Annotated in this window: 18 protein-coding genes; 13 read left to right on the top strand and 5 right to left on the bottom strand. The window is 62.0% G+C overall.

Annotated elements, in window-relative coordinates; translation table 11 throughout:
- The first annotated feature begins 139 nt into the window (after positions 1-139).
- From ABI660_RS15830 to lysS, 13 genes are all read left to right on the top strand, one after another.
- On the top strand, positions 140-1084 hold the full coding sequence (locus ABI660_RS15830) for a LysR family transcriptional regulator (RefSeq protein WP_348069792.1): 945 nt from the start codon (positions 140-142) through the stop codon (positions 1082-1084).
- A gap of 35 nt (positions 1085-1119) precedes the next feature.
- Positions 1120-2541, top strand: coding sequence for a 3-isopropylmalate dehydratase large subunit (gene leuC, locus ABI660_RS15825; RefSeq protein ID WP_348069761.1), 1422 nt, complete (start codon positions 1120-1122; stop codon positions 2539-2541).
- Between the two features lie 11 nt (positions 2542-2552).
- Entirely contained in the window at positions 2553-3203 is a 651-nt protein-coding gene (leuD, locus tag ABI660_RS15820) for a 3-isopropylmalate dehydratase small subunit (RefSeq protein ID WP_348069758.1), read from the top strand.
- A 78-nt stretch (positions 3204-3281) separates the two neighbouring features.
- Positions 3282-4358: a 3-isopropylmalate dehydrogenase gene (gene leuB, locus ABI660_RS15815; protein WP_348069756.1), complete on the top strand. Its 1077-nt coding sequence runs from the start codon at positions 3282-3284 to the stop codon at positions 4356-4358.
- Positions 4359-4646: 288 nt separating this feature from the next.
- Entirely contained in the window at positions 4647-5786 is a 1140-nt protein-coding gene (gene asd / locus ABI660_RS15810; protein WP_348069753.1) for an aspartate-semialdehyde dehydrogenase, read from the top strand.
- Between the two features lie 251 nt (positions 5787-6037).
- Positions 6038-8656: a FimV/HubP family polar landmark protein gene (locus tag ABI660_RS15805; RefSeq protein WP_348069751.1), complete on the top strand. Its 2619-nt coding sequence runs from the start codon at positions 6038-6040 to the stop codon at positions 8654-8656.
- A gap of 27 nt (positions 8657-8683) precedes the next feature.
- Positions 8684-9466 (top strand): tRNA pseudouridine(38-40) synthase TruA, encoded by a 783-nt coding sequence (gene truA, locus ABI660_RS15800; RefSeq protein WP_348069750.1) that lies wholly within the window; start codon positions 8684-8686, stop codon positions 9464-9466.
- A gap of 220 nt (positions 9467-9686) precedes the next feature.
- Positions 9687-10511, top strand: a complete 825-nt coding sequence (locus ABI660_RS15795) for a phosphoribosylanthranilate isomerase (protein ID WP_348069748.1) — start codon at positions 9687-9689, stop codon at positions 10509-10511.
- A complete protein-coding gene (gene trpB, locus ABI660_RS15790) occupies positions 10489-11778 on the top strand; it encodes a tryptophan synthase subunit beta (protein ID WP_348069746.1) in 1290 nt (429 codons plus the stop codon). The genes ABI660_RS15795 and trpB overlap by 23 nt, the downstream gene beginning before the upstream one ends.
- Positions 11775-12608, top strand: coding sequence for a tryptophan synthase subunit alpha (gene trpA, locus ABI660_RS15785; protein ID WP_348069744.1), 834 nt, complete (start codon positions 11775-11777; stop codon positions 12606-12608). The genes trpB and trpA overlap by 4 nt, the downstream gene beginning before the upstream one ends.
- A gap of 76 nt (positions 12609-12684) precedes the next feature.
- Complete coding sequence (accD, locus tag ABI660_RS15780) at positions 12685-13557, top strand: acetyl-CoA carboxylase, carboxyltransferase subunit beta (RefSeq protein WP_348069742.1); 873 nt, start codon at positions 12685-12687, stop codon at positions 13555-13557.
- Positions 13558-13763: 206 nt separating this feature from the next.
- On the top strand, positions 13764-14420 hold the full coding sequence (locus tag ABI660_RS15775; RefSeq protein ID WP_348069740.1) for an LON peptidase substrate-binding domain-containing protein: 657 nt from the start codon (positions 13764-13766) through the stop codon (positions 14418-14420).
- A 141-nt stretch (positions 14421-14561) separates the two neighbouring features.
- Positions 14562-16139: a lysine--tRNA ligase gene (gene lysS, locus ABI660_RS15770; protein WP_348069738.1), complete on the top strand. Its 1578-nt coding sequence runs from the start codon at positions 14562-14564 to the stop codon at positions 16137-16139.
- A gap of 47 nt (positions 16140-16186) precedes the next feature.
- On the opposite strand, the gene ABI660_RS15765 is transcribed toward lysS, so the two are convergent.
- The 5 genes from ABI660_RS15765 to ABI660_RS15745 form a co-directional block, all read right to left on the bottom strand.
- Positions 16187-16618, bottom strand: a complete 432-nt coding sequence (locus ABI660_RS15765) for a hypothetical protein (RefSeq protein ID WP_348069736.1) — start codon at positions 16616-16618, stop codon at positions 16187-16189.
- 51 nt (positions 16619-16669) lie between these two features.
- Entirely contained in the window at positions 16670-17008 is a 339-nt protein-coding gene (locus ABI660_RS15760; protein ID WP_348069734.1) for a TfoX/Sxy family protein, read from the bottom strand.
- Positions 17009-17101: 93 nt separating this feature from the next.
- Entirely contained in the window at positions 17102-17545 is a 444-nt protein-coding gene (locus ABI660_RS15755; protein WP_348069732.1) for a hypothetical protein, read from the bottom strand.
- Between the two features lie 23 nt (positions 17546-17568).
- A complete protein-coding gene (locus tag ABI660_RS15750) occupies positions 17569-17967 on the bottom strand; it encodes a DUF1801 domain-containing protein (protein ID WP_348069730.1) in 399 nt (132 codons plus the stop codon).
- 209 nt (positions 17968-18176) lie between these two features.
- A complete protein-coding gene (locus tag ABI660_RS15745; protein ID WP_348069728.1) occupies positions 18177-18611 on the bottom strand; it encodes a hypothetical protein in 435 nt (144 codons plus the stop codon).
- Positions 18612-18754 lie beyond the last annotated feature (143 nt).

Here is an 18754-nt window from a genome sequence, read left to right as displayed (position 1 = left end):
AAACACTCATAAATACGAGAAAACCCGCTGCCAAGGCCTCAACAGGGCGGCAAGCCACCCATCGCATATCGCGATGACAAGGTCTTCAATAAGCCTTCAAAATAGCAAATCATCGTGAACCGCGATGACTTTATTTCTTATGAAGACTTCGGAACGCAGTTTTGCCCGCCGCATTGACCTGACCTCGCTTCAATTGTTTGTCGCGGTGTGTGAGCTCGGCAGCATCGGCAAGGCGGCAGAGCGCGAATTCATTGCCGCCTCGGCGGTCAGCAAGCGCCTGTCAGACCTGGAAGCCGCGCTCGACACGCCCCTGCTCTACCGCCACACCCGTGGCGTGGACCTGACGCCGGCCGGGCAAAGCCTGCTGCACCACGCACGTTCGGTGCTGTTCAGCCTCGAAAAAATGCAGGGCGAACTCAGCGAATACGCCAACGGTGTGCGTGGCCACGTGCGGGTGCACGCCAGCATCTCGGCCATCGTGCAGTTTTTGCCGGAAGACCTGGGTGCCTTCATCGCCCAGCACCCCGAGGTCAAGATCGACCTCGAAGAACACCTGAGCACGGAAGTCGTGCGTGCCGTGCAGGAAGGCGCGGCCGACCTCGGCATCTGCAACACCGCCGACGGCAGCGGCGACCTGCAGACCCTGCCCTACCGGCAGGACCGCCTCGTCATGATCGTGCCGCGCGGCCACGTGCTGGGCGCGCAGCAAGCCATCGCTTTCGAAGACAGCCTCGACTTCGACCACGTCGGCCTGCATTCGAACAGCTCCATCTACCTGGCCATGCGCGACGCCGCAGCGCTGGCCGGTCGCACCATCAAGCTGCGCATCCACGTGACCGGGCTGGACGCGATGTGCCGCATGATCCACAACGGCCTGGGCGTCGGCGTGATGCCGCAACGGGCCTTTGAACTGATGCACGGCGTTGGCGAGCTCGAATCGGTTGCCCTGACCAACGACTGGGCGTCGCGCCAGATCGAACTGGTGGCACGCGACTTCTCCAGCCTGCCGGTCACCGCCCGGCTGCTGGTCGATCACCTCACCGACCGCGCAGTTGCCACCGGCCTGGCACCCGCAACTGCCTGACTTATTAAAATCAAAGACCACGAAGGAAAAACCACATGGGACGCACCCTCTACGACAAGATCTGGGACGAACACGTCGTCCACACCGAGGAAGACGGCACCGCCATCCTCTACATTGACCGACACCTGGTCCACGAGGTCACCAGCCCGCAGGCTTTTGAAGGTCTGCGCGAAGCGGGCCGCAAGGTCTGGCGCATCAGCTCCATCGTGGCCACTGCCGACCACAACACGCCTACCACCGGCTGGGAGCTCGGCTACGACGGCATCACCGACCTGGTGAGCAAGGAACAGATCACCACGCTGGACAGCAACATCGCCGAGTTCGGCGCGGCGGCCTATTTCCCCTTCCTGTCCAAGCGCCAGGGCATCGTGCACGTGATGGGGCCGGAAACCGGCGCCACCCTGCCCGGCATGACGGTGGTTTGCGGCGACTCGCACACCTCGACCCACGGCGCCTTCGGTGCGCTGGCCCACGGCATCGGCACCAGCGAAGTCGAACACGTGATGGCAACGCAAACCCTGCTCGCCAAAAAAGCGAAGAACATGCTGGTGCAGGTGGACGGCAAGCTGGCGCCCGGCCTGACCGGCAAGGACATCGTGCTGGCCATTATTGGAAAAATCGGTACAGCAGGCGGCACCGGCTACACCATCGAGTTCGGCGGCCCGGCCATCCGTGCCCTGAGCATGGAAGGCCGCATGACGGTCTGCAACATGGCGATCGAAGCCGGCGCCCGTGCCGGCCTGGTGGCTGTCGACGAAAAAACCATCGCCTACGTCAAGGGCCGCCCGCTGGCGCCCACCGGCGTCGAGTGGGACCAGGCGGCGGCGTACTGGAGCACCTTGCAGTCCGACCCGGACGCGAAGTTCGACACCGTTGTCAAACTCGACGCCGCGCAGATCCGACCACAGGTCACCTGGGGAACCTCGCCCGAAATGGTGTTGTCTATCGACGACCGCGTGCCCGACCCCGACAAAGAAAAAGACGCCAACAAGCGCGACGCGATCGAACGCGCTCTGACCTACATGGGCCTGCAGCCCGGCAAGGCCATCAACGACATCCTGGTGGACAAGGTGTTCATCGGCTCCTGCACCAACAGCCGCATCGAGGACATGCGCGAAGCCGCCGCCATGGTACAGAAGATCGGCCAGAAGGTTGCCGGCAATGTGAAACTGGCCATGGTGGTGCCCGGCTCCGGCCTGGTGAAGGAACAGGCCGAACGTGAAGGCCTGGACAAGATTTTTGTCGCCGCCGGTTTTGAATGGCGGGAACCGGGCTGCTCCATGTGCCTGGCGATGAACGCCGACCGGCTCGAGCCCGGCGAACGTTGCGCCTCGACGTCCAACCGCAACTTCGAAGGCCGGCAAGGCGCAGGTGGACGCACCCACCTGGTCAGCCCAGCGATGGCTGCCGCTGCTGCCGTGCACGGCCACTTTGTTGACATCAGAAAATTCTCTTAAGAGGTCACGTCATGCAGAAATTCACCGTTCATAAAGGCCTGGTCGCGCCCATGGACCGCGAGAACGTCGATACCGACGCCATCATTCCCAAGCAGTTCCTCAAGTCCATCCGCAAGACCGGCTTCGGCCCCAATCTGTTTGACGCATGGCGCTACCTGGACGCGGGCTTTCCGGGCCAGGACCCGGCCAGCCGCAGGCCCAACCCCGACTTCGTGCTGAACCAGCCGCGCTACAAAGGCGCATCCATCCTGTTGGCGCGCAAAAACTTCGGCTGCGGCTCTTCGCGCGAACACGCGCCCTGGGCGCTGGACCAGTACGGCTTTCGCGCCATCATTGCGCCCAGCTACGCCGACATCTTTTTCAATAACAGCTTCAAGAATGGCCTGCTGCCTATCGTGTTGAGCGAAGCGCAGGTCGGCCAGCTCTTCGACGAAGCGCTGGCCTTCCCCGGCTACCAGCTGACCATCGACTTGGAGCGCCAGGTGGTGATCAAGCCCCAAGGCGAAGAGCTTCCCTTCGAGGTGCAGGCCTTCAAAAAGTTTTGCCTGCTCGGCGGTTACGACGACATCGGCCTGACCCTGCGCCAGAGCGACAAAATCAAGGCGTTTGAGGCGGAACGGCTGGCGACCAAGCCCTGGCTGGCCCACACGCTGGTTTCCTGATTCCCTTCATTTTTTAAACAAAGTATGCTTCCAGCCCTTATGGGTCGGGCGCAAGTAGCTATCAATAAAAGAGCAACCATGAAAATCGCAATTCTCCCCGGTGACGGCATAGGCACAGAAATCGTCGCTGAGGCCGTCAAGGTGTTGGGTGCACTGGACCTGAAATTTGAAACCGAAACCGCGCTGGTCGGCGGCGCCGCCTACGAAGCGCACGGCCATCCCCTGCCGGAAGCCACTCTCAAACTCGCGCAAGCCTCCGACGCGGTGCTGTTCGGCGCTGTTGGCGACTGGAAATACGACAAGCTGGACCGCCCGCTGCGCCCCGAACAGGCCATCCTGGGCCTGCGCAAGAACATGGGCCTGTTCGCCAATTTCCGACCAGCCATCTGTTACCCGCAGCTGGTGGACGCCTCCAGCCTGAAGCGGGAGCTGGTGTCTGGCCTGGACATCCTGATCATCCGCGAGCTGACCGGCGACATCTACTTCGGCCAGCCGCGCGGCCGCCGCACCGCCACCGATGGCCACTTCCCCGGCAGCGAGGAAGCGTTTGACACCATGCGTTATTCGCGCCCCGAGATCGAGCGCATCGCCCACGTCGCCTTCCAGGCAGCGCGCAAACGCGGCAGCCGCGTGACCAGCGTGGACAAGGCCAACGTGCTGGAGACCTTCCAGTTCTGGAAAGACATCGTCACTGAGGTTGGGGGTCAGTACCCCGACGTCGCGCTGGACCACATGTATGTCGACAACGCCGCCATGCAGCTGGTCAAGGCGCCAAAGAAGTTTGACGTGGTCGTCACTGGCAACATGTTCGGCGACATCCTCAGCGACGCCGCCGCCATGCTGACCGGCAGCATCGGCATGTTGCCCTCGGCCAGCCTGAACACGAAAAACCAGGGCCTGTACGAGCCCAGCCACGGCAGCGCCCCCGATATCGCCGGCAAGGGCGTGGCAAATCCGCTGGCAACCATCCTGAGTGCAGCCATGATGCTGCGCTTCAGCCTGAACCAGGCCGAAGCCGCAGTGCGCATCGAGAAAGCCGTGGACGCCGTGCTGACCCAAGGCCTGCGCACACCCGACATTTACAGCGAAGGCACGACCAAGGTCGGCACGGTGCAGATGGGCGATGCGGTCGTCCAGGCGCTCAAGAAGGCCTGATATCCCCTGCCAGCCAGCGTCCAGACGTTGGCTGGCAACCACAGACCGAGGCGGCCCATGGCGTCCCCATGCGCCGAGCCCGCCACCCATGATTACAATAGGCTTCATGCGTAAAAACCCCGCACTCACCCGCTTTGTCGCCGCTTCGCGCGCGATCAGCGCTGCGCCGGTTTTTGCCCAGATCACCAAGACGACGACCATTAAAGGCTAGCAAGCCCGGTTCGTCGTGCCCTGCTGGCCCGATGGGCCGGGTCAAAAAGCATATTTTTGATAAAAAAGGGCAATCCAATGAAACTCGCAGGCAATCTCACAGGACTCGTCGGTTGGCGCGGCATGGTCGGTTCGGTGCTGATCGACCGCATGCAGGCCGAAGGCGATTTCGACCTGATCGAACCGGTTTTCTTTTCAACCTCGAACGCGGGCGGCAAAGCCCCGGCCCAGGCCAAAAACGAAACCACGCTGAAAGACGCGTTCGACATTGCGGCCCTGAAGAAATGTGACGTCATCCTGACCGCCCAGGGCGGCGACTACACCACGGAGGTTTATCCCAAGCTGCGAGCCGCCGGCTGGACCGGCCACTGGATCGACGCCGCCTCCACGCTGCGCATGAATAACGACGCCATCATCGTGCTGGACCCGGTCAACTTGCCGGTCATTCAGAAAGCGATGGCCGAGGGCGGCAAAAACTGGATTGGCGGCAACTGCACCGTCAGTTGCATGCTGATGGGCGTGGGCGCGCTGTACAAGGCCGACTTGGTCGAGTGGATGACCAGCATGACCTACCAGGCCGCGTCCGGTGGTGGCGCTCAGCACATGCGCGAGTTGCTGACGCAGTACGGCACGCTGAACGCCGAAGTGCGAGCACTGCTGGACGACCCGAAATCGGCCATTCTCGAAATCGACCGCCGCGTACTGGCCAAACAGCAATCACTGTCATCCGCCGAGACCGCCAACTTCGGTGTGCCACTGGGCGGCTCGCTGATCCCCTGGATCGACAAGGATCTGGGCGATGGCATGAGCAAGGAAGAATGGAAAGGCGGCGCCGAAACCAACAAGATCCTGGGCCAGGGCGCGAGCTTCGGCACCGCTGAAACACCGGTGGACGGCTTCTGCGTGCGCATCGGCGCCATGCGCTGCCACAGCCAGGCGCTGACCTTCAAGCTCAAGAAAGATGTGCCGCTGGCCGACATCGAAGCCATGATTGCCGCCGACAACGAGTGGGTCAAGGTCGTGCCGAATACGCGCGAAGCGTCCATCACGGACCTGACGCCGGTGGCGGTAACTGGCACCATGAACATCCCGGTTGGCCGTCTGCGCAAGCTGGCCATGGGGCCCGACTACCTGGGCGCTTTCACGGTTGGCGACCAGTTGCTGTGGGGTGCGGCCGAACCTTTGCGGCGCATGCTGCGCATCCTTTTGCAAGGCTGAAATTACGGACGGATGGCTGCTTGTATGCAGCCACCATCCGTAACCAGATGTGACATCTCGTTGTCGTCAGACAACAAGATGAAGTTGTAAGTTGATGCTAATCCAGCGTGTCAAAACTTAAGTGCTGTCTTAGCTTGTCAGCCTAATGCCTTGATGTTAATGTTGTTTTGTCGAAAATTAGCGTTGAGGTTTTTGTGCGGACCAGCAGAATAAAATTTAATGCAACCCGGGCACCGGAGGCTCCAATTCCCATGAAACAAGCAGGCCGTTGGCGTAAAGGTGGCGTGGCAGCCGCCATGGTCTTGTTGGGGAGTCTTTCCAGCTTGCCGGCGCATGCTCTGGGACTGGGCCGGGTAACCGTTCAGTCCGCCCTGGGTGAACCGCTGCGGGCTGAAATCGATATTGTCGAAATCAGCGCCGACGAAGCGTCTTCCCTGCAAGCCAGCGTCGCCAGTGCCGATGCATTCCGCGCAGCCGGCCTGGAATACACGGCGGCGGTGACCAATGTCCGGATCAGCCTGCAAAAGCGAAGCGATGGCCGCTCCTACCTGCGCCTGAGCAGCGACAGGCCCGTCAGCGAACCTTTTGTGGACCTGATCCTGGAAGCCCGATGGGCATCCGGGCGCATCGTGCGCGACTACACGATGCTGTTTGATCCCCCGAACCTGCGGGCCACAGCACCTGCCATGGCAGCACCCACCGCCCCCTCCGTTTCGCGACCGCCGCCTCCCCCCGTGGCCGCCCTGTCCGCGCCACCTGCTGCGTCGGCACCGTCCGCCGCGCCTGTCAGTCCGCCGCCTTCCAGGCCGGCTCCAGTCACCCAGGCACCCACCGCACAGGCAGCCCCCGCCGAAAGGGCGCCAACGACCGACGGACAAAAAATTGTGGTGAAACCCGGCGACACCGCCGGAAAAATCGCGGCGCAAGCCAAGCCAGCCAGCGTTTCGCTGGACCAGATGCTGGTGGCGCTGCTGCGCAGCAACCCCGATGCATTCGCAGGCGGAAACGTCAATCGACTCAAAGCCGGTGCCGTACTTGATGTACCGGCTGGCGATCAGGCGGAATACATCCCTGCCGCCGAAGCAAGCCGAACCATCGTTGCCCAGAGCAAAGACTTCAATGAGTTCCGCCGCAAGCTGGCAGAGGGTGCGCCGGCGACCCAGGTCACCAGCGCGGACCGTCAAGCCTCGGGCCGGGTCCAGGCCAAGGTTGAAGACAAGGCGCCTGCCGCAGCCACCCCCGACAAGTTGACCCTCTCCAAGGGTGCGATTCAAACCAAGGCCGCGGAAGAAAAAATCGCGCAAGACCGCCAGGCCAAGGAAGCGGCCGACCGCGTGGCCGAACTGTCGAAGAACATCAGCGAGCTCAACAAGCTCTCCGCCGCACCAAGCCCGCCGACGACACCCGCCAGCCCTGCAGCCACCAGCAGCCCCTCTGCGCCAGGTATTGCCGTCACCACGCCGGGAACGCTGTCCGCGGCATCGCCAGCGACGCCCGCCGCATCAGCGCCTGCGAGCCCCGAAACCGGTGCTGTTGCGCCAGCCATGTCGGCAGCAAGCAGCCCGGCCGAGGCCACAGCGCCAGCAATGGCAGCCAGCGCACCGGCAGCGGCCCCTGCACCTGTCAAAAAACCGGTAGCAGTGAAGCCCCCACCGCCCCCCGAGCCCAGCCTGATTGACGAACTGCTTGAAAACCCGTTGATGCTGGCTGGCGGTGCCGCCTTGCTGGTGCTTTTGGCCGCCTTCGCCGCCTACCGCGCGCGACAGCGTAAAAATGCCGTGTCAGTGGACAGTTCCTTCCTCGAAAGCAGGTTGCAGCCAGATTCTTTTTTCGGCGCCAGCGGCGGCCAGCGCATAGACACCAATGAAGCCAATGTCACGGGCTCATCCATGGTGTATTCGCCTAGCCAGCTCGACGCCGCTGGCGACGTGGACCCTGTGGCCGAAGCCGATGTCTATCTGGCCTATGGACGTGACCTGCAAGCCGAGGAGATCCTCAAGGAAGCCATCCGCGTAAGCCCCATGCGCGTGGCCATCCACGGCAAGCTGATGGAAATCTATGCCAAACGCCGCGACACCAAGGCCTTTGAAATAGTAGCGGCCGAGGCTTTCAACCTGACCCACGGCCAGGGCATTGAATGGTCACACATGGCCGAGATGGGCCGTGAACTGGACCCAGCCAACCCCATGTACCAACCGGGCGGACAGCCTGCCGCCGCCGGCCATGTGGCCATCGCCAGAGCCATGGCACCCGCCGTGCAACCCCAGCACCACGCCGCCAGTCCATCGCCCGAACCGGCGTCCTCCGCGGTTGACTTCGATCTCGACCTAGACTTTTCACTGGGTGATGAACCGGAACCCGCAGCGCCAGCACCGGCGCCCGCTCCCAAGCCGGTAGCACGCCCAGAACCCACGATGGCCATGCCAGCGATGGCACCCGCCCCGGTTGACAATGGCATGGACTTCAGCTCCGCCACGATAGCCATGCCCGCCGCAGTTGCACCCGCGCCCGTTAGAGCGGCACCGGCCCCTTCGCTGGCCGGTGGCGATCTGAATTTCACCGCTGAACCTCCGGTGACAACCGCTGCAGCCAATCTGGATACGTCCGGCGGCATGCTTGAGTTCGATCTGGGTGCCCTGTCGCTCGATCTCGAAGAACCGACCACCGAAAGCCAGAAAATCACCGCGGCACCGGCCGCTACCGCCGCCGTGGACAGCGATGACCCGATGGAAACCAAGTTTGCCCTGGCTGAAGAGTTCCGTGCAATTGGTGACGTTGATGGCGCTCGTTCACTGGCCGAAGAAGTGCTGGCGCAATCCAGCGGTTCACTCAAAAGCAAGGCCCAGGCCTTCCTCAACGCCCTGGCCTGATTTGCATCTTTCCCCCGAGGGTTGCCCGTGAGGATCGCCCTCGGCCTGAGTTACAACGGTACCGGTTACGAGGGCTGGCAAAGCCAGCTCTCGGGCAACACCGTGCAGGACCAGCTGGAAAAAGCGCTCGACAAGTTCACGGCCCAGCCCGTACGTACCCTCTGCGCCGGGCGCACCGACGCCGGGGTTCATGCGCTGATGCAGGTGGTGCACTTTGACACCGGGCTTCAACGTGACTTCCCATCCTGGGTGCGCGGCACCAATGCTTTTTTGCCGCGTGATATCGCCGTGCAATGGGCGCATGAAGTCCCCGACGAATTTCACTGCCGCGGCAGCGCCATCAGCCGGCGCTACGCCTACGTGCTGCTGGAGTCGGCGGTGCGTCCCAGCGTCGAAGCCGGGCGTGTGGGCTGGGTTTACCGGCCCATGGACGAAACGGCCGTACGCGCTGCGATTGCCCACCTCATCGGCGAGCACGACTTCAGTTCCTTCCGGGCTGCACAGTGCCAGGCCAAGTCACCTGTCAAAACCATCAGCCGGATCGAAGTCTCGCGGCGCGCCGGCTACTGGCGCTTCGAATTCGAAGCCAATGCCTTTTTGCACCACATGATCCGCAACATCATGGGCTGCCTGGTTGCTGTGGGCCAGGGCAGCCACGCGCCTGACTGGCTTGGGGAGGTTGTGGCCGCTCGCAACCGGGACGCAGCCGCCCCTACCTTCTCGCCCGACGGCCTGTATTTTCTCGGCCCCCGTTATGAAGCCCGTTACGGCCTGCCGGAACGCACACCAGCCTATGATTGGCTTCCATGATGGCCCCCACGCTTTTCACTTCGTGTAACACGCGAGGCCTTGCAGGCCGCCGCTCGCCAGAGGCTTCGCTTCTGTCGCCTGTCCAAACCTGCTCAAGCAGGTTTGGAGCCGCAGGCTCCAGCCCCTCGGGGGTCGTTGCGCCTGCGGCCCGGCTAAGCCGGTTCCGCGGCCTCGGCTTGAATAAAGAACTCCTGTGCCGTCTTCCAACCGAGGGGGGTTTGTGACTTCTTCCCCGCTACTGCGTACCCGCATCAAGATCTGCGGCCTCACCCGCGAAGAAGACGTTGATGCCGCTGTCGCCGCGGGCGCTGATGCCGTCGGTTTTGTCATGTACGAGGCCAGCCCGCGTTATGTCACTGCCGAGCGTGCCGCCGAGCTGGCCAGCCGTCTGCCGCCTTTCGTCACGCCCGTGCTGCTTTTCGTCAATACGTCCGCTACAAAAATAACAGCTGCCTGCGCCCGCATACCAACGGCTTTGCTGCAATTTCATGGTGATGAAACTCCCGAGACCTGCCTGCAGGCAGGGCGGCCCTTCATGCGGGCGGCCCGTATTCCCCTGAATGAATTTTGGACCCCCACGCTCTCCGCTGCGCTTGATTCGCTGCCGCCCGAGGGAGCGCAATTCGCCTTGGGGCGGCCCGGCGGCGACCCCCCTGCTGGCTCTCCCGGTTTTGATCTCGTAAAATACGCTCAGAACTTTAAAGCCGCCCAGGCGATCCTGCTCGATGCCCATGTCGAGGGTTTTGGGGGCGGCGGAAAAACATTCAATTGGTCACTTCTTCCTCCAAGCGTCAACGCTCACCTCGTTTTGTCTGGTGGATTGACGCCTGCAAACGTGACCGATGGCATTTTGCAAGTCCGGCCGCGTTGTAAAACGCTGGCCGTTGATGTCAGTTCGGGCGTCGAGGTTTCCGCTAGCGGAGGGACCACCCTCAAGGGAATCAAAAGCGCCGAAAAGATCCATCAATTCGTCGCGGCCGTTCGCGCTGCCGACGAGCAATTTGCAAAGAATCCAAACCATCATGTACGAGTACCAGCAACCTGACGTTTCAGGCCATTTCGGAATTTACGGCGGAAGTTTTGTTTCAGAGACGCTGACCCACGCGATCAACGAGCTGAAAGCCGCTTACGCCCAATACCAGCACGATCCAGAGTTCCTCGCAGAATTCCACTCCGAGCTCAAGCATTTCGTTGGTCGGCCCTCCCCCATCTACCACGCCGCCCGCATGAGCCGCGAACAGGGCGGCGCGCAGATTTACCTCAAGCGCGAAGACCTCAACCACACCGGCGCGCACAAGATCAACAACACCATCGGCCAGGCCATGCTGGCCAGGCGCATGGGCAAACCGCGCGTGATTGCCGAAACCGGCGCCGGCCAGCACGGCGTAGCCACCGCCACCATCTGCGCGCGTTATGGCCTGGAATGTGTGGTCTACATGGGCAGTGAAGACGTCAAGCGCCAAAGCCCCAACGTCTACCGCATGAAGCTGTTGGGCGCTACCGTGGTGCCGGTCGAGTCCGGCAGCAAGACGCTGAAGGACGCCCTCAACGAAGCCATGCGCGACTGGGTCGCCAACGTGGACAACACTTTCTACATCATCGGCACGGTGGCCGGCCCGCACCCTTACCCGATGATGGTGCGCGACTTCCAGAGCGTGATCGGCGAGGAATGCCTCGTGCAGATGCCCGAAATGACCGGCGGCAAGCAACCCGACGCAGTGATTGCATGCGTGGGCGGCGGCAGCAACGCCATGGGCATCTTCCACCCCTACATCGCGCACGAGAATACGCGCCTGATCGGCATTGAAGCCGCCGGCGAAGGCATGGACAGCGGCAAGCACTCCGCTTCGCTGCAGCGCGGCAGCCCGGGCGTACTCCACGGCAACCGCACCTATGTGCTGCAGAACGAAGACGGCCAGGTGACGGAGACGCACAGCATCAGCGCCGGCCTGGACTACCCCGGCGTCGGCCCCGAGCACGCGTTTCTCAAGGACATCGGCCGTGCGGAATACATCGGCATCACCGACGCCGAGGCGCTGTCAGCTTTTCATTACCTGTGCCGCACCGAAGGCATCATTCCCGCACTGGAGTCCAGCCATGCCGTCGCCTACGCGATGAAGCTGGCCAAAACCATGCGTACCGACCAGTCCATCCTGGTCAACCTTTCCGGTCGTGGCGACAAGGACATCGGCACCGTCGCCGACCTGTCCGGCGCGGACTTTTATGACCGGCCCTCCATGCGCGGGCATACCGTGAAGGGTGCCGCCGGTTCTGATGCCAGCGGCGCCAAGGGCGTGGGGACACGGTCATGAGCCGCATCAGCCCTACCTTTGAAGCGCTGAAAACGCAAAACCGCAAAGCGCTCATTCCCTACGTCACCGCAGGCTTTCCCTACGCCGACATAACACCCGAGCTGATGCACGGCATGGTGGCCGGTGGCGCCGATGTGATTGAGCTCGGCGTCCCTTTTTCTGACCCAAGCGCCGACGGCCCGGTCATCCAGAAGGCCGGCGACCAGGCACTCGCAGCCGGCATAGGCTCGGTGCAGGTACTGGAGATGGTGCGCACCTTCCGCCAGAAGGACAGCAAAACGCCGGTGGTACTGATGGGTTATGCCAACCCGATCGAGGCCTACGACCTCAAGCGCGGCAAAAACGCGTTCGTGCGCGACGCATCGGCAGCGGGCGTGGACGGCGTGCTGGTGGTGGACTACCCGCCCGAAGAATGCGAGGCCTTCGCCGCCACCCTGCGCGCCCATGAGATGGACCTGATCTTCCTGTTGGCGCCGACCTCCACGCCGGAACGCATGGCGCAGGTGGCCCAGGTGGCCAGCGGTTACGTGTACTACGTCTCGCTCAAGGGCGTGACCGGTGCCGGTACGCTGGACCTGGGCGCGGTCGAAGCCATGTTGCCGCGCATACGTGAACACGTCAGTGTGCCTGTCGGCGTCGGCTTCGGCATCCGCGACGCAGCGACCGCCAAAGCCATCAGCCGCGTGGCCGACGCCGTGGTCATCGGCAGCCGCATCATCCAGCTGATTGACGGCCAGCCGCGCAGCCAGGTAGTGCCTGTGGTGCGCGATTTCCTGGCCGGCATCCGCCAGGCGCTGGACGGCCCGGCAGGGCCTGGAGACAGCGCATAATCCCCTTTCTTTTCCGGTTTTGCCCCCGCCGGCACCCTGCGTGCCGGCCCGGGCAGCTCTCCACAAGGACGAACCCATGTCTTGGCTAGAAAAACTCCTCCCGCCCAAAATTACCCCAACCGACCCGACCGAGCGCCGCAGCGTGCCGGAAGGCCTGTGGGTGAAATGCCCCAGCTGTGAAGCCGTGCTCTACAAGACCGACCTGGAGAAAAACCAGAGCGTCTGTCCCCAGTGCAGCCACCATCACCGCATGGACGCACGGGCCCGGCTGGACGCCTTTCTGGACGCCGAGGGCCGTTATGAACTCGGCCAGGAAGTGCTGCCGGTTGACCCGCTCAAGTTCAAGGACAGCCGAAAATACCCCGAACGCCTGAAAGAAGCGCTGGAGAACACCGGCGAGACCGACGCCCTGGTGGTCACGGGCGGCGCCGTGCACAGCATTGGCGTGGTGGTGGCGTGCTTCGAGTTTGACTTCATGGGCGGCAGCATGGGCAGCGTGGTGGGCGAGCGCTTTGTGCGCGGCGTGCACGCCGCCATTGAACAGAAAGTGCCTTTCATCTGCTTTACCGCCACCGGCGGCGCGCGCATGCAGGAAGGCCTGCTGAGCCTGATGCAGATGGCCAAGACCAACGCCGCACTGACGCGCCTGGCCAAAAAAGGCCTGCCCTACATCAGCGTGCTGACCGACCCGACCATGGGCGGTGTGAGTGCCGGCTTCGCTTTTGTCGGCGATATCGTCATTGCCGAGCCGAAAGCGCTGATCGGTTTTGCCGGGCCGCGCGTGATCGAGTCCACCGTGCGGGTCACCCTGCCGGAAGGTTTCCAGCGCGCCGAGTTTCTGCAGACCAAGGGCGCCATCGACTTCATCTGCGACCGCCGCGAGCTGCGTAAAACCGTTGCCAATTCACTGGCCATGCTGCTACGTCAGCCGGCCGACGCTGTTGCCTGAAAAAAGGCTCTCCCCTCAGCGATGGCGGCCTGATTTGCTATTTAATTCATAGCTCCTTGCGCCCGTCCAGCAAGGGCTGGAGCCATATTTCATTAAAAAATGAAGCGCTGAGGCAGTTTTCAGCCATGGCTTGAGCATGGGAAAACGGGATCGTGGGAAGATGTTGCCCAGCCAGAACTTTTTCGCAAATTCCCCGTCCTGCATTGATGCCTGAAGCCCTCACCCTCTCCTGCCTGCCGCTGTTCCCGCTGGGCACCGTGCTTTATCCCGGCGGTCTGCTCTCGCTGCGCATCTTCGAAGTCCGCTACCTCGACATGATCGGCAAATGCCACAAAACCGGCGCGCCTTTCGGCGTGGTCGCACTGACACAAGGCTCTGAAGTGCGCAAGCCGGAAGATGGCCCCAGCGGCGGCGGTTTTGCCAGCGAAGCCTTCCATGCCGTCGGCACCCTGGCCACCATCGACAGTTTTTCAGCACCTCAGCCGGGCCTGATGGTGATCCGCTGCACCGGTGCCCAGCGCTTCGAGATTTCCAGCCGTGAAAAGCTCAAGCACGGCCTGTGGATTGCCGACGTCACCCGGCTTGAAGACGACCAGTCCATCCCGGTGCCTGATGACCTGCGTGCAGCGGCCAACGCACTGGGCAAGCTCATCAAAGCCCTGCAGGAACGTGCCGTGCCGCCGGATCAGATGCCGCTGCAGCCGTCCTACCGGCTGGACGACTGCGGCTGGGTCGCCAACCGCTGGTGCGAGCTGCTGCCGATGCCGCTGGAACTCAAGCAGCGCCTGATGCAGCTGGACAACCCCCTGGTCCGGCTGGAACTGGTCAGCGACATCCTCGAGCGCACCGGCATCGCCATGTGAGGCCGGCGGCCCGGCGCGGTGTGCCGGTAACCTAAAATCAGCACTTTGCCGCTTTTGCCGGCCGGACGCGCGCCCCGTGTCTGCGGGCAAGGCGTTGTTGCAGTGGCTCCGCGCATTGCCCTTTTTTCAATACTGCTCTCCATGTCCAACAACTCGACCCCTTCCTCGGCTACCCCGGCCACTGCAGCCTCCGCCACGCCCACCCATGACGAGAACCAGCTCATGGCCGAGCGCCGCGACAAGCTCAAGACCCTGCGCCAGCAGCAGGCCGAAGGGCGCGGGGTGACGTTTCCCAACGACATCAAGCCTTCACACCACGCCGCGGAACTGTTCGCCGCCCACGGCGACAAGACCAACGAGCAGCTAGAACCACTGGCCCTGAAAGTCAACGTGGCCGGCCGCATGATGCTCAAGCGCGTGATGGGCAAGGCCAGCTTCGCCACGCTGCAGGACAGCTCCTTCGGCCCCTCGGGCGGGCGCATCCAGCTTTACATCAACAACGAAGGCGTGGGCGAAGAAGTACACGCCGCATTCAAGCATTGGGATTTGGGCGACATCGTCGCCGCCAGCGGCACTTTGTTCCGCACCAAGACGGGCGAGTTGTCGATTCATGCCACCAGCCTGCGGCTGGTCACCAAAAGCCTGCGTCCGCTGCCCGACAAGTTTCACGGCGTGGCCGACCAGGAGGTCAAGTACCGCCAGCGTTATGTGGACCTGATCACCGACTCCGCCGCTCGCCAGCGCTTTGCCAACCGAAGCAAGGCCGTGTCCACCATGCGTGGCTACATGGTTGACAACGGCTTTCTTGAAGTCGAAACCCCCATGCTGCACCCGATTCCGGGCGGCGCCAATGCCAAGCCTTTTGTGACCCACCACAACGCGCTGGACCAGCAGATGTTTTTGCGCATCGCGCCCGAGCTTTATTTGAAGCGCCTGATCGTCGGCGGCTTCGAGCGCGTGTTCGAGATCAACCGCAGCTTCCGCAACGAAGGCATCAGCGTGCGGCACAACCCCGAGTTCACCATGATGGAGTTCTACGCCGCGTGGTGGAACTACCTGGACTTGATGACTTTCACCGAAAACCTGATCCGCCATGTGGCGCAGCAAGTTACCGGTGGCACGGTGTTGACCTACCAGGGCAAGGCAGTCGATCTGAGCCAACCGTTTGAACGCCTGACCATTCGCGAAGCCATCCTCAAACACACCGAGGCCGGCGCCCATGTAGACGACGCCGCCTGGCTGCTCACCGCGTTGAAGAAGCTCGGCAAGTTCAGCGCCAAAGACAGGCTGGACACCCGCTCGCTGCCCAGCCTTCAAGTCACCTATTTCGAAGAGCTGGTTGAAGAAAAGCTCTGGCAGCCCACCTTCATCATGGAACACCCAACCGAGATCTCGCCGCTGGCCCGCGCCAACGATGCGCGGCCCGAGGTGACCGAGCGCTTTGAGCTCTACATCACCGGCCGCGAGTTCGGCAACGGCTTCAGCGAGCTCAACGACGCCGAAGACCAGGCCGCGCGCTTTCTGGCCCAGTCAGACGCCAAGGACGGCGGCGACGAAGAAGCCATGCACTACGACGCCGACTACGTGCGCGCCCTTGAATACGGCATGCCCCCCACCGGCGGCTGCGGCATCGGTATCGACCGCTTCATGATGTTGCTGACCGACAGCGCGAGCATCCGCGACGTGATCCTGTTTCCGGCGCTGCGGCACGAGGCTTGAGGGCGCAGACCACCGTTGGCGCGCCCGCTTGACTCAATAGTCAGGCCTCACAGTGTTGGCCATACGGAAACGACGCCGTAGAGATGTACCAAGCCGATGAGAAGGCAGATGCTCGACGAGACCAGCCAGAAGGTGCGGGAGTTCTCCGGGAAGGCCGGTTTGAGCAATGGAAACGCGACGGCGCGGCCCAGATAAACAGCGCAGATGGCGGGAAGTGCAAGCTTGCTCAACGGCAGCAAACCGATGACACCGGCACCGCCAAGCGCATACGCCGCCCAGACCAGCAGAACACCCGAGATTGCGAGGGTGACCCCTGTTGGCCGGAGCTTGCCTGCCTCGACAGCGCACGCCATCTTCTCACCAGCCCCCATGAACCGGTAGGCCGGCGCACCCAAAACGATACAGGCAAGATGGGCCAATGCGGCAGCAGCGCTGAAAAAAGCGCCGATGATGAGGGCTTGCGCGCCGGAGATGAGCATGGGTGTCTTTCGTGAACGAGATATGGTGAGTTTCACCCGGAGCAGGAAAGCTCAAGCTTTCTTCTTCTCGGGAAGTCCGGCGACATATTCCAGGCACCAAACTACCCACGCCTTCAAATCCTGATCCTCAGCCACGGCAGGGGGATCAATGTAGACGTAGCCTTTCATGGCACGTCCGGTGAAGTCCATGACCCTGACGTGCGGCATGGCCAACGCATCCTGGTGGTGTTCAGGGCCAACCCGTGCCATCAGGCTTGAGTTACGAATGCCCATGAACATCTTGCCGTGAACAAGAAAAGCCAGACCGCCGAACATCTGGCGTTCCGTGATGCCAGGTCGAGGGCCAAGGGCTGCCCGTACCCGTTGAGCCAGAAATGTGTCGAAGGCCATGATCAGGGCGGCAAGCAAAGTAAAGATGACGGGACCACAAGCACCTGCGGCAAAGCCGCCTTGTGCAGATGGGGGGCGGTGTCGATTGGCATGTTATCCCGCTGCACCAGGCGGCTCTGCGACTTCAATCCCGTTCTCCGCGGCCCACGCGCGCAACGCTTCATGCGTGCTTTGTAACTCGTACGCGTACCAGGAATCAAGCTGGCCGGCATCTCCCAGAAGTTGCTTGAACCGCGAGTACGCGCCAGCTTTTGCAAAAAAAGACCGGACACGTTCAAGGCTCTCAGGCATGTGCTCCTCAACATATCGGAGCGCGAGGCTTTTGCCTAAATCCAGTTCGGCTCTGCCTGGTACAGGCAGGTACAGCAACTCGTCCTCAATGTCTTCAGGAGGCTTCTCCCCCGTGTCGTCAAAATCAGTGGTTAGCCAGATTCGTCCGGTTGCGCGACACACATACGCTCCATTCTCGAAGGGGCCAGCGGCGCTCGCCCAATCGAAGGCTTCAACAAGATCGGCAAGTGCGACGGAGGTACTCATAGGTGTTGTTGCTTGCCCCAGCTTCATGAACTTGCCTTCTTTCGCTTGTCTTTGGCTTTGGCTTCGGCCGCATCTTGCTTGACTCGCAGCGCAGTGATTCGGCCGATCAGATCGTATGGGACTGGCTTGGCGAAGGGAAACCGAAGATTGCCTTTCTCTCCTGCGTAGGGAGCAATGGCTTTCTCGATGCCTTTGTCTCCTGTGACCGGCGGATAGAGGCCAATGTGACCCTTGAATGCTGCGAAATAGACAAGTACTCCATTCTGTTTAAAAGCCGGCATCCCGTAGCTGATGACTTCTTGCGCCAGTGGTGCCGCTTCGCGAACTACCTGGCGCACTCTCTGAAGAATGGCCTGAACTTCAAGTGAGAAGCCTTCGATGTACTCGTCAACGTTTGTTGGCGTGGTTCGATCTTGTTTCATGGCTGCACGATCATTGCGAGGAGCGTTTGCGACGCCTAACGAGGTTGTAAGAAAACTGCGTGCTCACACAAAATCGCCATTTTTGGGGGTCCCTTTGGCCTTGCCGATGCCGCGATCGTCCGATAGAGAGCGATCTGAGAGGTGCATTTTTCCATGTACATGCGGTCACTTCCTAGGTCGGCGTTTTTTTACAGCCTCAACGTCGCCGCTCAGTCGACGCCGAAGGCGGTCGGATGCAGCGCCTTGTTGGACCGCAGGAAGGCGGCGCGAAGGACATAGTGCCCTTTCGGTGACAACGCTGCGGGCGGGTCCGCAACAACCGATCCAAGATCGATGGAGCCATTTTCACGGTATTTCACCGCCCGCAACTTTGCTGGCCACAAACTGAACAAGACCATGGTTGCTCCGACTTGTTTGGCCTGCGCCCTGGCTTCCTCGCCCACGCCCAGAAATCCCTTCCCGACGAATTCGCACCAACCAACGACTTCTTGATCTCGTTCTAAATACTCCGACACCTCACTGTCAAGATCGCGCGCCATTTGTACCTGAACGTCGGGGATAGAAATGGCGTTCGCACCGAGCACCGATAGCCCCGGAGTGGGCCGAAATGTCTCGGCAAAAAGCGAGTGCGTGATGATCTGCATTTGCGGTTCAACGTTTGACATGAGCGGCTCGCGGAGGCGGCGCGGGCTTGGCCCAGAATGAAATGAGGGCCAAGCCTGCGCCGCCGGAGCGAGTCCGCTCGATGGGAATACGAAGGGACTTCCCACTTTCTGGAAACGGCATC

The organism is Polaromonas sp. (assembly GCF_039930745.1).
In the GTDB taxonomy this organism is placed as follows: domain Bacteria; phylum Pseudomonadota; class Gammaproteobacteria; order Burkholderiales; family Burkholderiaceae_C; genus Polaromonas.
Note: the sequence above shows the minus strand (reverse complement) of the source record. Positions and strands in the feature narration are given on the sequence as shown.